8 protein-coding genes and 1 pseudogene are annotated in these 13970 nt (G+C 67.8%); 3 read left to right on the top strand and 6 right to left on the bottom strand.

Annotation, left to right across the window (positions count from 1 at the left end; translation table 11 throughout):
* Positions 1-33 precede the first annotated feature (33 nt).
* The 4 genes and pseudogenes from O1Q96_RS24840 to uppS all read right to left on the bottom strand — a co-directional run bounded on the left by O1Q96_RS24840 (position 34) and on the right by uppS (position 3069).
* Positions 34-903, bottom strand: a complete 870-nt coding sequence (locus tag O1Q96_RS24840; protein ID WP_269250274.1) for an ABC transporter permease — start codon at positions 901-903, stop codon at positions 34-36.
* Entirely contained in the window at positions 900-1505 is a 606-nt protein-coding gene (locus O1Q96_RS24835) for an ABC transporter ATP-binding protein (RefSeq protein ID WP_269250273.1), read from the bottom strand. Before O1Q96_RS24835 ends, O1Q96_RS24840 begins: the two co-directional genes overlap by 4 nt.
* A 642-nt stretch (positions 1506-2147) precedes the next feature.
* A pseudogene (locus O1Q96_RS24830) lies at positions 2148-2315 on the bottom strand (dihydrofolate reductase family protein); the annotation flags it as partial.
* 25 nt (positions 2316-2340) lie between these two features.
* On the bottom strand, positions 2341-3069 hold the full coding sequence (gene uppS / locus O1Q96_RS24825; protein ID WP_269250272.1) for a polyprenyl diphosphate synthase: 729 nt from the start codon (positions 3067-3069) through the stop codon (positions 2341-2343).
* A 907-nt stretch (positions 3070-3976) separates the two neighbouring features.
* Between uppS and O1Q96_RS44610 the strand changes: the two genes are divergently transcribed.
* The 3 genes from O1Q96_RS44610 to O1Q96_RS24810 all read left to right on the top strand — a co-directional run bounded on the left by O1Q96_RS44610 (position 3977) and on the right by O1Q96_RS24810 (position 11849).
* Entirely contained in the window at positions 3977-4204 is a 228-nt protein-coding gene (locus O1Q96_RS44610; protein WP_419587065.1) for an ATP-binding cassette domain-containing protein, read from the top strand.
* Positions 4204-5010: a thioesterase II family protein gene (locus O1Q96_RS24815; RefSeq protein WP_269250271.1), complete on the top strand. Its 807-nt coding sequence runs from the start codon at positions 4204-4206 to the stop codon at positions 5008-5010. Before O1Q96_RS44610 ends, O1Q96_RS24815 begins: the two co-directional genes overlap by 1 nt.
* 227 nt (positions 5011-5237) lie before the next feature.
* Complete coding sequence (locus tag O1Q96_RS24810; protein ID WP_269250270.1) at positions 5238-11849, top strand: type I polyketide synthase; 6612 nt, start codon at positions 5238-5240, stop codon at positions 11847-11849.
* 257 nt (positions 11850-12106) lie between these two features.
* On the opposite strand, the gene O1Q96_RS24805 is transcribed toward O1Q96_RS24810, so the two are convergent.
* Together O1Q96_RS24805 and O1Q96_RS24800 are read right to left on the bottom strand one after the other, a co-directional pair.
* Positions 12107-13021 carry a transposase gene (locus O1Q96_RS24805; protein ID WP_269250269.1) on the bottom strand — a complete coding sequence of 305 codons (915 nt, stop codon included), beginning with the start codon at positions 13019-13021 and terminating at the stop codon, positions 12107-12109.
* Between the two features lie 79 nt (positions 13022-13100).
* Positions 13101-13909 (bottom strand): IS5 family transposase gene (locus tag O1Q96_RS24800; protein WP_269250268.1). Its coding sequence is split into 2 segments (ribosomal slippage): positions 13101-13559 and positions 13562-13909, totalling 807 coding nucleotides; the frame shifts between segments, so codons are not numbered across the junction.
* Positions 13910-13970: the final 61 nt, after the last annotated feature.

Below are 13970 nucleotides of genomic sequence, written 5' to 3'. Positions count from 1 at the left end.
CTGCGGTTGCGTGCGCATCTCGGGACGTGGACCTCAAGGCGCTTCCGTGTCGGACAGCGAAGTCGATGGCGCGGCAGATCGGCGCGGCGTGGGAAGGGAGAGGCCGCCGTTTGTCGGCTCGGCCTCAGCGGGCTTTGGGTTGGCGGGCAGGGTGCTGCGGGTGCTACGGCGAAAGCCCACCAGGGCGATCAGGGCCGCTCCCGCGAACCAGGCGAGCTGGATGGCCAGATGACGCGGCACCGGGTTGGTGGAGAATCCCGCTGCCGTGCTGGCCTGCATGGAGCCGTAGGAGGGGAGGTAGCGCGTGAGCGGGTGGTTGGCCCCGGAGCTGGTGACCGGGTTCTGCAGCCCGAGGTCGACGATGCTGGTCATCACGATGGCGAACATGCCCTCGACTTCCCGGTGCAGCACCGAGCCGAAGCCGACGCCGAGGGCGCCGTAGGTGAGTCCCGCGCTGAACAGCGCGGCGGCGAGCAGCAGCGGCTGCCGGGGTGTCCAGGCCAGGCAGGTGACCGCGGTGGCGTAGGCGGCTACCGCAGCCGAGATCAGAACCAGTGCGGTGACCTTGGCCAGGACGAGGTGGGCGCGGGGATAGCCGGCCATCGCCAGCCGGCGGTCGAAGCTGTTGCCGGAGAAGGCGGCGGCGAACATCATGAAACCGGTGATCAGGGTGATGGCGTTGAGGGCGCCGCTGATCTCCGTCAGCTCGTTGCCATGGGGCGCCAGCGTCTCCCCGGTGGCGCGCAGCCGCATGGGGGCTGGGGTGTCGGGCATCGCCAGGTAGGCGAGAGTCGTCCACAGGGGGACGAACAGGGTCACGAGGACCATGGCGAACCGGTTGCGGCCGTGCTCGATCAGCGAGAAGCCGGTGGCGAGAGCGAACCGGGTCCAGTGAAACCTCACGCAGTCACCGCCCGGTCCGGACGGAGTACCCCGCCGTCCAGACGCCACAACTCGTCCAGGCGCTCGGTGTCGTACGCCAGATGGGAGACGATCAGGACAGAGCGTCCCGCATCACGCAGCCGCGCGGCGAGATCCCAGAAACGCTGGTAGGTGTCCCAGTCGAACCCCTGGTACGGCTCGTCCAGAAGAAGCACCTGGGGATCGTGCATCAGCGCCAGCGTCACGTTCAGCTTTTGCCGCGTCCCGCCGCTGAGCACCCCGGCCCGCTCATCGGCGTAACCGGCGAACCCCAGCACGTCCATGACCTGCTCGGCATACCGCAGATCTGCCAGACAATAGGCCCTCTGGAAGAACCTCAAGTGCTGCCGGACAGTCAGTGCGTCGTTGAGGATCACGTGCTGAGGGCAGTAACCGAACCGGCCACCATGACGGACCGTGCCGCGGGAGGGCCGCAACTCGCCGGAAAGGATCTTCAGCAGAGTTGATTTACCGGCGCCGTTCTCTCCGACGACCCCACACAGTGTCCCTGCCCGAAGCCACAGATCAACGCCCCGCAAAACCACACGCCGACGGTAGGAATGATGCACATCCCTGACCTCCACGCCCGCCCCCCATACAACCGGACTAACCACGACCAAGATTCCAACGATCATGGCGTGGAGAAGATACGGCCCTCATGCCAACGGGCGGCCAGTCGCTGTCGCACATGACCACTCCGGTCAACGCGCCAACGTGACGAAGGCGGGGCGTCACCACATCTGCTGCCAGTGCAGCGATGGAGCGACCCACAGACGGCACGCGGCGGTACCTGCCACGATGGCCGGGCTCGGTGCGCAGAACCAACCAACGAGAGGAAGCCCCTGGTCAGAGCGCGACGGCTCATCGGGACGCCGAGGACGACGCCACCGACCAGCAGCCCGCCGCCGATGGCCTGGTCGCCGTTGTCCGGTGCGGCCTTGAGTCCATCAACCCGTATCTGCAGACCGACAGCGGCCACCCCGACAGGGGATCTCGTGCTGGTGGAGGATTTCCGTCTATCGGGGCAGCTTCGCGGTTGCGTTCGGGGTGGGCCGCGTTTATGTACCGCATCGCGGTATGAGAGGAGACGCCGAATAGGCGCATCAAGTGAAGCGGGTCGTCGACGTGAACCCAGCTTGTGCGGGGCGTACTCCGTCGCCGAGTCCGCCACCGTCTCGCCGTCGGCCCTTTGCCAGCTCCTTTTCCACGCGGAGGTAGACGACTCCCTAGCGGAAGGTGTGGGTCTCGACGAGTTCGAGATCCACCCGGCACTCGTGCTGGGGGAAGAACGGAATGCCACCACCGGCCGGGCAGACCTTGACCCGGTACTCGTCGATCAGACCCAACGCGGCCGCCTCGGCGGCGAGATGCGCGCCGCCGATCGCGATGTTGCCTCACGAGATCATTTCGTTGAGAAGATCAGGGAGTAGTAAGTCGGTTGAAAGGCTGGTCTTGAGGCGTATGGATGACTGTCCCATATCGGCGCTGGCGGCTGTGGTAGACAGCCACGGCCTCAGCCAGGTGATTGGCCCGGAAGTCGGGCCACAGGGTTTCGGGAAAGTACATTTCGGCATAGGCCATCTGCCAAAGCAGGAAATTGGAAAGCCGGTGCTCTCCCGAGGTCCGGATGAGCAGGTCCACGTCTGGCAGATCGGGGTACTGCATGTGCCGGGCGAGGCATTCCTCGGATACCTCGGCTGCCTTGGTGTCGGCGTCCATCAGCGCACGGACCGCATGGACGAGAGCGCTGCGTCCCCCATGGTTGAAGGCCATGGTGAAGGTCATGTCGGTGTTGTCGGCCGTCAGTTGTTCGTAGTGAGTGATTTGTTCACGGACGCAGTCCGGGACGCGGGCATCGAGTGCACCCAGGTAGCGCACCCGGACTCCCATGCGGTGCCAATGCTGGCCGTTGTTGACGAGGATGCGCTGGTTGAAGCGCATCAGATAGTCGACCTCCGCCTGGGGGCGCTGCCAGTTCTCGGTGGAGAAGGCGAACAGGGTCAGCCACTGGATCCCCATATCGCGTGCGCCTCTGACCGCGGAGACGACCGCAGCTTCGCCCGCGGAGTGTCCCTCGGTCCGCTCCAGTGAGCGCTGTTCCGCCCAGCGGCCGTTGCCATCCATGATGCAGGCCACATGCACAGGCATCGGCTCCTTTCCTGTTGGGATGTCATCCCTGCCCGAACTAGGCATCTCACCGTGGTCCTGGTGAGCGCGGTCGTACGCGGCCGACGGCCGAGAAGACCGCGACTGTGGAACCGAGTCGAGAGTCATGGCGTTCTCCTGGAGTTCTGAGCGGCGCGCGAGGCGGGGGACCGCCTTCAGTGGAAGGACCGAAGACCGTGATGCCGCCTCAAAGGGATGGGCGCAGCGCTAGTTCCTGCAACGAGGGGGAGGGCCGCTGAGACACGTGGCTGCCGACACGACGAGGGACAATCCGTCAAATGCGCTAATCCGACACTCGGACTGAGCGGCGACCCGATTCCTTGGTCAACCAGCCGCCCCTGGCGTCGTCGCACGTTTCGGTGACCAGGAGGCTATGCAACAACCGGTCACTGTCATCGGGCAGGCGCCACGTCCGGGGCAGGGTGGTGCATGGCTGGACCGGCCCTGTCCGTCGAGTGGATCCCCGGCGATCAGCGGCCTGCAGGGCGACTTCGTGCCTGCCCTCGTATGGCCGGCATCGTTTGAGAGGCGGTGGGGGCGCGGGCAAGGGTCGCCGTTGCTGACCAGATGGAGCCTCGTGAGGTCAGCCCCAACTGTCGCAGCATGTAATTATTTCCGTGCTCTCTGTATCCGTTCGTCGTGTTCAGCCGCCTCGGCGTTCTGGGCACCGCCCTGAGTGTTTCCACCCGTCATGGATCAGGGCTTCGGCTGTGACACGGCAAGCACGGGCGCAGGAACGGCAGTCCGCCGCAGATTACGGCGGGGCCTGTCGAGGAAGGGGGAGAAGAATGAGGGCGAGCGGCCCTGTGTTGAGCATGCGGGACGTACGTAAGGGTTGCCGGCGTCGGCGGGTCTGCAAGGCGTGACCCTGGACCTTCCGCCGGGGCAGATGGTGGGAGTCGTAGGAGAAAACGGGGCAGGCAAGAGCACTCTGCTGCGCATCCTGATTGGTGACCTTATCCATGGATGGCGGTTCGGAGAGGGCCGTCGGCGGGCGCCAAGCCCGGCTTCTTATTCGTTGCCAAGAGCCAGCGGTATTGCCTTCTTGGGCCTTGCAGCCGGCATTTCTGGCCTCGGTCCGCTGGCACACACAACATCTGGCAGAAAGAGCACGTGATGGGAATTGCCAAGCTGCCGTCCGACGGAACCGAGCACAGCTCGGCCAGCCGCTGGTTGATTCCACTGGCCTCCCGCCCATCAGCGTCTGTGCGCGCCTACCTCTTCCCACCACCTGGAACGGGCGCATCCTTCTACCTTCCGCTGGCGGAGGAGCTGCCCACGTTCATGGAGCCGGTGGCTTTGCAGGCGCCCGGTCGCGAAGAACGCAGCGCTGAACCGCGGGTGAGGCACTATTCCAAACTGGTGGACGCCACTACCGAGGCAATGAGTGCTGCGGGCAGCTCGAAGCCCAGCGTGTTCCTCGGATACTGCGCCAGTGGGATCTGGGCTTTCGAGACCGGGCGGGCACTCGTCAATATGGGGGCTCAGGGGCCACTCCTGCTCGGTGTGTGCGCTGCTCCCGCTCCCGGCGAGGCCGCCAAATACACACGGTATATGGCACGTCCGGACAGGGCAGTCCGCGCGCTCCTTCAGGAACAAGCCCTGACACCAGACATGCGTGAACTCGCAACCCAAGCCATCTACCGGGACCTCATTACAGCGCTGTCCTACCGGTACAGCCCTGGGGCTCAAGTGACCTGTCCTGTTTCCCTCTTCTCGGGGGAAGAAGACGCCATCATCCCTCGCAACCTGGTACGCCGCTGGGACGCATACACCAGCTCGCGCGTCATCGCGGACCGGGCGTACGCCGGTGGACACGTGTTCTTGCGCGAACACTGGGGCACCGTGGCACAGCACTTTTCCTCGGACGTCAAAGCAGTCCTGGCTTCCCAACCGGAGGAGCCGTCTTCCCCCCTCACGTGATGACACCAGGAGGAGGGTCACCAAGAGTGACCAAGGCACTGATATGACTGCAGCTCCCGCACACAACCGCGACGGTGTTTGCCGTTTCGGCTTGCCCAGACTGATCGTTGGCCTGCGTGGGGGCAGCACCCGGGCGGCGTGCCCGGGCGGGCCCTGGCTCGTAACAGCCGTTGTGAAAGCTAACCCCGGTCTGCTTGTTCGTGAGCACGGAAAGGGAGTTCCTATCCATGGAGGGGCAGTACGCCGCCCCGGAACAAGCGGTTGCCGTCCTCGGCATGAGCGGACGGTTTCCGGGAGCGCCGGGAGTACCCGAACTGTGGGACCTGTTGGTGGCCGGCCGGGACGGCGTCACGGAAGCCTCTGCCGAACGGCCCTGGCTGCGCGAGCTGTACGCCGCAGAACCGGGTGTACCGGGGAAGCTGCCCACGGTACGCGGCGGATTCCTTCCCGGCCTTGATCTGTTCGACGCGGGCTTCTTCGGTATTTCCCCACGCGAGGCCCGGCGCATGGATCCCCAGCAGAGGCTGTTGCTCGAGACATCCGTCGAGGCTGCCGAAGACGCCGCGGTCCCGGTGCGGGAACTGAGCCGGGCTCGCACCGGCGTTTTCCTCGGCGCCTTCGGCAACGACTACTGGTTGCGGCAGATCGGGGACCTGGAGACCCTGGATCTGCTCGCTATGCAAGGCGGGACCCACAGTGCTCTCCATGGCCGTATCGCGTACGCCCTGAACCTACGAGGGCCGGCCATGACGATCGACACCGCGTGCTCGTCGTCGCTGGTATCTGTGCACGCCGCCTGCCAGTCCCTACGGCTGGGCGAGTGCGACTACGCCCTGGCAGGCGGCAGCCACGTCCTGCTCGCCCCGTACGGCTCGGTACCCCTGGCGCGGGCCGGAGCGATCGGCCCGGACGGCCGCTGCAAGTTCGGCGACGCGTCGGCCAACGGGTACGTCCAGTCGGAGGCGGTCGGTATGCTGCTGCTCAAGCCCCTCGCACGGGCGTTGGCCGACGGTGACCGGGTACGAGCGGTGATCCTCGGAGGGGCCCTGGGCAGCAGCGGTTTCACCGGCCAGGGGATGATCGCGCCGTCCGTGCGCAGCCAGGAGGAAACCCTGCGCCTGGCCTACGAGTTCGCCGGCGTCGACCCCCGTGACGCCCGGTTCGTCGAAGCCCACGGCACCGGCACCGTCGTGGGCGACCCTGTGGAACTGCAAGCCCTGGCTCGGGTTCTGGGCCCGCGGGACGGCGACCGTGAGCGATGCCTGGTGGGGTCCGTGAAGACGAACATCGGCCATCCCGAGGCGGCCGCCGGGGTCGTCGGCGTCATCAAGACCGTGCTGTGCCTGGAGCACCGGCTCGTGCCCGGGGACACACGACTGGCCACTGCAAACCCGGCCGTCGACTGGGAAGCCGCTCCCCTGTGCCTTCCCCGCCGGCCCACCGCGCTGGCGGACGACGAGCGCCCCCTCGTGGCAGGCGTGACGTCCATCGGAGCTTCGGGTGTGGCAGCCCACCTGGTCCTGTCGGCCGCACCCGGCCGTCGAGGGGCCGTGCCGAGGCCGCGGCCCGGTGCGGGCCCGTCCCTGTTGCCCCTTTCTGCCCGCTCGAGCCCCGCCCTGCGGGAACTGGCCGAACGCTATGTGCACTTGCTGACGTCAGACCCCGCCCCCTGCCTGGCAGACGTGTGCGCATCCGCCGCCACCGGCCGCGACCACCACGAACACCGGCTGGCGGTGTCCGCCACAACGCCCGCCTCCCTGGCTGACACACTGCGCGCCCACCTGGCGGGCCAGGAGCGGCGGGAGGTGTCGACGTCGAACGGTGCGGTGTGGTCCACGCCGCGCGTGGTGTTCGTGCTCCCCGGTCAAGGCTCACAGTGGGCGGGTATGGGGCGCCGGCTCCTGGGCCGCGAGGCCGTCTTCACCGACACGGTGGAGCGCTGCGACGCCGTCATCCGTATACACGGTGGCTGGTCGTTGTGCGACGTCCTGCGGAACGATGACGACACCTGGCTGCAGCAGACCTCCATCATCCAGCCCGCGTTGTGGGCCATGGGGGTGTCCCTGGCCGCCCTGTGGCGTTCCTGGGGCATCGAACCCGACGCCGTCCTGGGACACAGCCAGGGCGAGATCGCCGCCGCACAGGTAGCCGGTGCCCTCACGTTGGAAGAAGCCGGACGCGTGAGCTGCCTGCGTGCCGGCCTCATCGACACACTTGCCCAGCCCGGTGCCCTGTGCTGGACGGAGGTGCCGCCCAGTAAGGTCGCCGGTTTCCTGGAGGAGCTGGGTGTGGCGGCCTCGGTCGCCGTGAAGGAGAGTCCCACCTCGAGCGTGCTCGCGGGCACCCCGCAGGCAATCGACCGCATCGAGGAGGGCTGCGAGCAACAGGGAATTTCCTGCCTGCGCGTACCGGTCCACTACGCCGCGCACAGCCCCAGTGTCGACCCGGTGCGAGACCCTCTGAGGCGGCAGCTTGCCGATCTGCGTCCCCGCGAGACGAGCGTGCCTTTCCTGTCCACCGTTACCGGATCAGTGGTGCCGGGCACGACCCTGAACGGCGACTACTGGTGGCGAAACTTGCGCGACCCGGTACTGCTGGACAGCGCCGTGCGCAGCCTGCTGGCCGGTGAACGACGTACCGTGTTCCTCCAGGTTTCTCCGCACCCCGTACTCACCCCAGCCCTGGGCCGCGGTGGTGCCCTGGCGCTGGAGTCGCTGCGCCGCGACCAGGACGAGCTGGCCTCCCTCCACCGCACGCTGGGCGCCCTGTATGCCGCCGGCTGCGACCCGAACTGGCGGCAGGTCCTCGGCAAGCCCGCAGCCCCTGTGTCCCTGCCGGGCTACCCGTGGCAGCGCTTCTCGTACTGGCAACAGGCTCGTGCCTTCCCCTGGCCCCCCATTCAGTCCGCCACCACGAAGGTGTTCGCAGTGACCGACGCCCCTGCCTCTGCCCCGCCACCCCCGAAAACCTTGCACCCTGTCCTCATGAGTGAAGAGGAGGGGACTGGCGCTCGGTCGTGGAGCGGCGTGCTCGACAGGGAGCAGCACGCCTACCTGCTCGACCACCGCATCGCGGAGCGACCCGTGGTCCCTGGTGCTTTCTACCTCGAATGCGCTCTCGCGGCCGTCAGGGAGGAAGGCTTGGGCAACGAGTTGCGGGACGTCACCTTTGAGGAGTTGCTGCTGCTCGACGACCGTCAGCCATGGAACTTGCGGGTACGCGTCCAGTCCAGCGCCGAGGACGCCCGGTGCCTCAGCGTCACCAGCTGCCGCGATGAGGCCGCCGCCTGGCAGCACCACGTGACCCTCCACGTTGCCCGCGACACCTCGCTGCCCCCCTCGCCCGTCAACCTGGATCACGTGCGTGAGCGTTGCCCGGACTGGCAGGCTGGCGAGCACTTCTACCAAGAGCGCGCCATGGAGGGCAACGACTGGCGGGGGCCGTTCCGCTGCGTGGCCGAGATCCACCGTGGGGCAGGAGAAGCACTGGTTCGCCTGCGGCCGGTGGCACGCAGTGGCCATCTCATCCACCCCGGAGCGCTCGACGGCTGCTTGCAGGCAGCGCTCGCCGCGGCCGAGTCCGACGGCTCCACTGAGCACGGGTTCGTGCTGACGGCGGTGGACCGCCTGCGGCTGTACCGTGAGCCGGAGGCGGAGGAGTTGTGGGTGCACGCCTCCAGGCAGAAGCCAGACACAGCGGACGGTATTCGTGTCGATCTCGTGGTGGCGGACCGGCACGGCACGGTCATCGCCGAAATCCAGGGCGTGCGGGGAAAGCGCCTTACGCCCGTCCCGCCTCATCCGCCGGCCGCGCCCCTAGTCGACCCGATGCTTGAGGTGTGCTGGCGGCCGCTGCCGCCACCTGCACCGTCCCGCCAGGGCGGCAACTGGCTGCTGCTGTCCGGAGGTTCAGCCCTCGACCAGCCCTTGCACGCCGCGCTGATCGCTCATGGCGGCACCGTCCACACTGTCAGGCCCGGCGTTGGCTACCGGGTTCACGGCCCCGGCCGTTTCCGCGTGAACCTCGCCTCGGCCGACGACCTGGCGCGCCTGCTCAAGGACATCACCCGTGACGCGCCCCTGACCGGCGTGGTGCACCTGGGTGCTCTGGCTGGGGCCACCGGGTCGGATGCCTCTCCGCGCGAGGTGCAGTGGGTCACGACAGATCTGTGCGCCAGTCTGCTACCGGTCTCCCGCGCCCTGGCCGAGTTGCCGTCCTCGCCGCCTCCGACACTGTTTGTGATCACCCGTGGCGCCCAGGCGGCCCTGGCCGACGACTCGCTGCCCGCCCCGTGGCAGGCAGCTCTGTGGCCGTTGACGCGTGTCCTGCAGCTCGAGACACCACGCTCGCCTTCCGTCCTCATCGACCTAGACGCCCGCGCACCGGAACTTCGTGGACCCCGTGAACTGTGTGAAGAGGCCGACCAACTGGCCCTCCACCTGTACGCCGCGGGCGACGAGGACCGCATCGCCCTGCGCGGGGGGAGTGCCCACGTTCCGCGGCTGACAGCCTTGCCACAACGCCTGGCGGCGCACCCATTCGGGGTCACCCTCGCCACCACCGGTGGTATCGGAGGCATCAGACTCACCCGCGCGAAGGACAATCCCCCGCCGGGGCCGGGCCAGATCGCCATCCAGGTCACGCACACCGCGTTGAACTACCGAGACGTGCTGCTCGCCGTGGGCATGGTGGCCGGCCAGCAAGAAGCACTCACGGGGTGTGAATGCGCAGGCACTGTGGTGGCCGTGGGAGAGGGCGTCACCGAGTTCGCTGTCGGCGACGAGGTCTGTGCCCTCACGTTCGCGCCGCCGGCCTCCTACACCATCACCCTGGCCGCCTACACCGTCGCACGGCCCCACCAGCTCACACCAGCCGAGGCGGCCTCCGTTCCCGTCGCCTACGTATCGGCCTACCGCGCCCTGATCGACCTCGCACGCCTCCAGCCAGGCCAGAAGGTCCTCATCCACTCAGCGAGTGGCGGCATGGGAATGGCCGCCATGGAGATCGCCCGCTGGTGCGGCGCCAGGGTCTTCGCCACAGCAGGCACCCAGGCCAAGCGTGACCTGCTGCTGCGGATGGGCGCCGAGAAGGTCGCCGACTCCCGTTCCACAGACTTCGCCCGCCAACTGCGCGACGCGGACGGCACAGGCGTCGACATCATCCTGAACACCCTCAAGGGAGCGGACGCCCGGCAGGCCAACTTCGACCTTCTGGCCCCCTTCGGTCACTACGTGGAGGCCGCCTGCAACGAAATGCACGACGGGCAACCGTTTCCCGCCCGCCTCTTCGAACCTGGGCGCTCCTACCACGCCATGAATCTGGCTGCGCTGCACGAGCACGACCCCGGCGCCCTGGGCACCACCCTGCAGTCGGTCATCGATCTACTTTCCCGCGGCGAGCTGGCACCCCTACCCGTCAAGGTCTTCGAGGCTGAGCAGGTTGCGCAGGCCATGAGCCTGATGGCGCGGGCCGAGCACACCGGCAAGCTGGCCCTCCACTTTCCCCCGCCCGGACAGCCCCGCCCGCAGCTACGCCCCGACGCCACCTACCTCGTCGTCGGCGGGCTGAGCGGCATCGGCGGACTGTTCACCGAGTGGCTGGCCGACAACGGGGCACGGCACCTGCTCGTCACCGGCCGCACCAACCTGTCCACAGCACCCCCCACCGACCCCCGTGCGCAACGGATGGCCCGCCTCACCCAGCGACCAGACCTTGATGTGCAGTACGCGGCCGTCGACGTGGCCGACGAGCCCGCCATGACCGCACTGCTGCACGAGCGCGCCCGTCAGGGCCTGCCGAAAGTCGCCGGTGTGGCCCACAGCGCCCTCGCGCTCGAACCCACGCCGCTGCGGGACACCACCAAGGCGGACATCGAGCGGACGCTGCGCCCCAAAGTCGCGGGCGGCTGGACCCTCCACCGCCTCTTCCCAGGCGACGACCTGGACTTCTTCGTCCTGTTCTCCTCAGCCGTATCGCCTCTCAGCGGCATGCGCCTGAGCAGCCAGCTCGGCGCCTACGCCGCCGCGAACGCCTTTCTCGACGCACTCGGCGCCCACCGACGCGCGGCAGGAGCCCCCACCACGGTCGTGAACTGGGGCTACTGGTCCGAGACCGGTATGGCGCACAGGCTCAGCGAACGCGACGGCCGATCCGTGCTGCCCGCCGGCATCCTGCCCATCACCCCGGCGCAGGCGCCGGAGCTGTTCACCGCCGTGCTCGCGGCGGACAACAACCTTTGCTGCATCCCGGCCGACTGGCACACTTACGCCTCCTCCTCACCACAGGACGCCACCGATCCCCTCCTGAAGGAACTTCTCGACGCCACCAGCCAGCCGCCCCCGCCCGGCCCAGCAGACCACCCCCGTCCTGCCACCAGCACCTCCTTTCACGCCACCACCGACACGGCGAGCGCCACTGCCAACACGGTCCTGGAGTCGGCACGAACACCGAATCGGCCAAGTCTGATCCCTCCCACCCGCACTCCCATGCGCATGCCTACGGTGTCCCCGTCCCCCACCACGGACAGCACACCTGGACAGCGCGACGGGACACCACCGGAATCCGACCCCGCGTACACCGCACCCGCGCTGGAGCGCTGGCTGACAGAACAGGTCGCTCTCGTCCTGGACATGCCCGTCAACCAGGTGGACCCGACACAGCCCGTCAACCGCCTGGGCATCGATTCTCTCCTGGCCGCCGAACTCACCACCCGCCTGCGACGCGAACACAGCTGCGAGATCACAGTGCCCCACCTCCTCAAAGCCGCCAGCCTGCGCACCCTCGCAGCCGAACTCCTCACCACCACCACGCTCCCGAAGGACGAGCGCGGGAGGTGCTGAGTGGTGTCGGACCCCACGCCCGTGACTTGGCGTCCGAATGGAGTCCCTCGCGGGTTTCGTCGAGGTGGTCCAGGCCGGTGAGGACGAAGCGGTTCCGGCCTCCTTGTTGTTCGATCTGCACGGCGGGGTTGGCGGCAGGCTGCTGGCGAACTTGCGGTGGGCTCGAGCCGTCGGTCCATCTTGCCAGGATGGCGTCGGGCCTACGAGTTGGTGCGTGATAGCGGGTGAGGCGTGTTTGGCCTGGGCGTGGCTCGTTTTCAGGCGGTGATGGTGCGGTCGGAGACGAGGTTGGCGATGGCGCGGTAGGTGTCGGGCAGGCGGTCGCGTCGGTGGGTCCAGCGCAGTAGTTGCTTCCGGCGTTTGTGGTCGGCCAGGGCGTGTTCGACGGTGATGCGGTCGGAGGAGTGCCAGTGGCGGTCACGTTCCCACTGTTCGACTCTGCTGGGCGGTGCTCCCGGCCGCGGTTTTCTCGGCGGGGTGATCGCTTGCCCGCGGTGGTCGCGGCTCAGGCCGAGACAGCCGTCGTCCAAGAGGACCTCGACGTCGGGGAAATGCTGGAAGCAGACGGCGATGCCTTCGTTGCGGGCGGCCGTGGCGTCGTGCATACGCCCAGGCCGCAGGGCGTCGGTCCATAGCATGCGGCCCCGCCGGTCGGCGATGACGGTGGCCTTCATGGTGTTCTGTTTCTTCTTGCCCGAGACGAACGCGCGTCGTCCGCCGCGGCCGGCCGGTGGCCTGCGGACCTGGATCTCGGTGGCATCCAGCCGCAGCTCGATGCCCTCGGTTTGGGCGTAGGCGAACACATCCGTCAGCGTCCGAAGTCGCAGGCCGGGGCGGTCGGGGACTGCGCATCCCCGCGCGGCCAGGAGCGGTCGTGTCTCTGCGATCGCGCGGGTGATGGTGGAGCGGTCGACGCCGAACAGCAGGCCCGGCCCCGCATGCGGTAAGTCGTGCCGTATGTGGATCAGAGTGGCCACCAGCCGGTCGACGAAGACCAGCTGGTGGCGGGCGCCGGCGCCTTCGGCCCGCTTGCGGATTCCGCCTCGCGCAGCATGACGGTGGCCCTCCAGCCCGGCCTGCCACGGCGCCGCCAACTCCTCGACCAAGCGCGCGAGATGATGCTGCGAGATCCCCGTGAACAGCGGATGCGCCAGCACCGCCCGATTGATCATGATCGCCACAGTCGGATCATGCCACCGGTCAGATACGACGCCTCACCTGCTATCACGCACCAACTCGTAAGGCGTCATTTCAGTTGGTGAGTCGACGGTGGCATATCAGGGTTGCGGCGATGGCTGTGAAGGCGAGGAAGTGTTCTGGCTTGCGCTCGTAGCGGCGGTGGAGTCGTCGGCAGCCCGATAGCCAGGACACCGTCCGTTCCACGACCCAGCGATGCCGGCCCAGCCGTTGCGAGAACTCGATGCCCCTGCGGGCGATGCGGTGCTGGATGCCTCGGGAAGACAGCCAACGCCGCAGGTGCTGATAGTCGTAGCCCTTGTCTCCACGGAGTTTGCCGGGCCGTCGGCGTCGGCGGCCGCGACGTGAGCGGATGGGCGGGATGCCGCGCACCAGCGGGATGAGGGCCTGGCTGTCATGGAGGTTCGCGGCGGAGATGCCGATCGACAGCGACAGGCCGCGGCGGTCGACGATGAGGTGGATTTTCGATCCCAACTTGCCGCGGTCGGTCGGATTCGGTCCCGTCAGCTGCCCCCTTTGAGGGCGCGGACACTGACCGAGTCCACGGCGAATCGTGACCAGTCCAATCCCCCCTGAGCACCGAGTTCGTTGAGGATGACGCGGTGCAGGCGAGCCCACACACGCTGCTGAGTCCAGCGCGCGAAACGTCGGTAGACGGTGGGCCAGGCCGGCCCGAACACCGGCGGCAACTGCCGCCAGGAACAGCCCGACGTGGCCACGAACACGATCGCGGTCAGGCATTCACGGTCCCCGGCCCGCCGACGGCCCCCGCCCTGCGGACGCACCACCACCGTCTCCGGCACCACCCGCCGAAACAGCTCCCACAACTCATCCGAGACCAGATGCTCAGCAAGACTTGTCATACCAACACAACGACTCCCCTCGTCAAAGGAAACGTCGTCTACTGACCATTACGGCGTGGTG

Source organism: Streptomyces aurantiacus, assembly GCF_027107535.1.
Taxonomy (GTDB): Bacteria; Actinomycetota; Actinomycetes; order Streptomycetales; family Streptomycetaceae; genus Streptomyces.
This window is presented reverse-complemented; position numbering and strand designations above follow the sequence as displayed.

Coding starts and splice junctions, on each gene's coding strand:
- uppS (WP_269250272.1), bottom strand. CDS start 3,069: ATGCCTGTGCATGTGGCCTGCATCATGGATGGCAACGGCCGCTGGGCG.
- O1Q96_RS44610 (WP_419587065.1), top strand. CDS start 3,977: ATGGTGGGAGTCGTAGGAGAAAACGGGGCAGGCAAGAGCACTCTGCTG.
- O1Q96_RS24815 (WP_269250271.1), top strand. CDS start 4,204: ATGGGAATTGCCAAGCTGCCGTCCGACGGAACCGAGCACAGCTCGGCC.
- O1Q96_RS24810 (WP_269250270.1), top strand. CDS start 5,238: ATGGAGGGGCAGTACGCCGCCCCGGAACAAGCGGTTGCCGTCCTCGGC.
- O1Q96_RS24805 (WP_269250269.1), bottom strand. CDS start 13,021: ATGATCAATCGGGCGGTGCTGGCGCATCCGCTGTTCACGGGGATCTCG.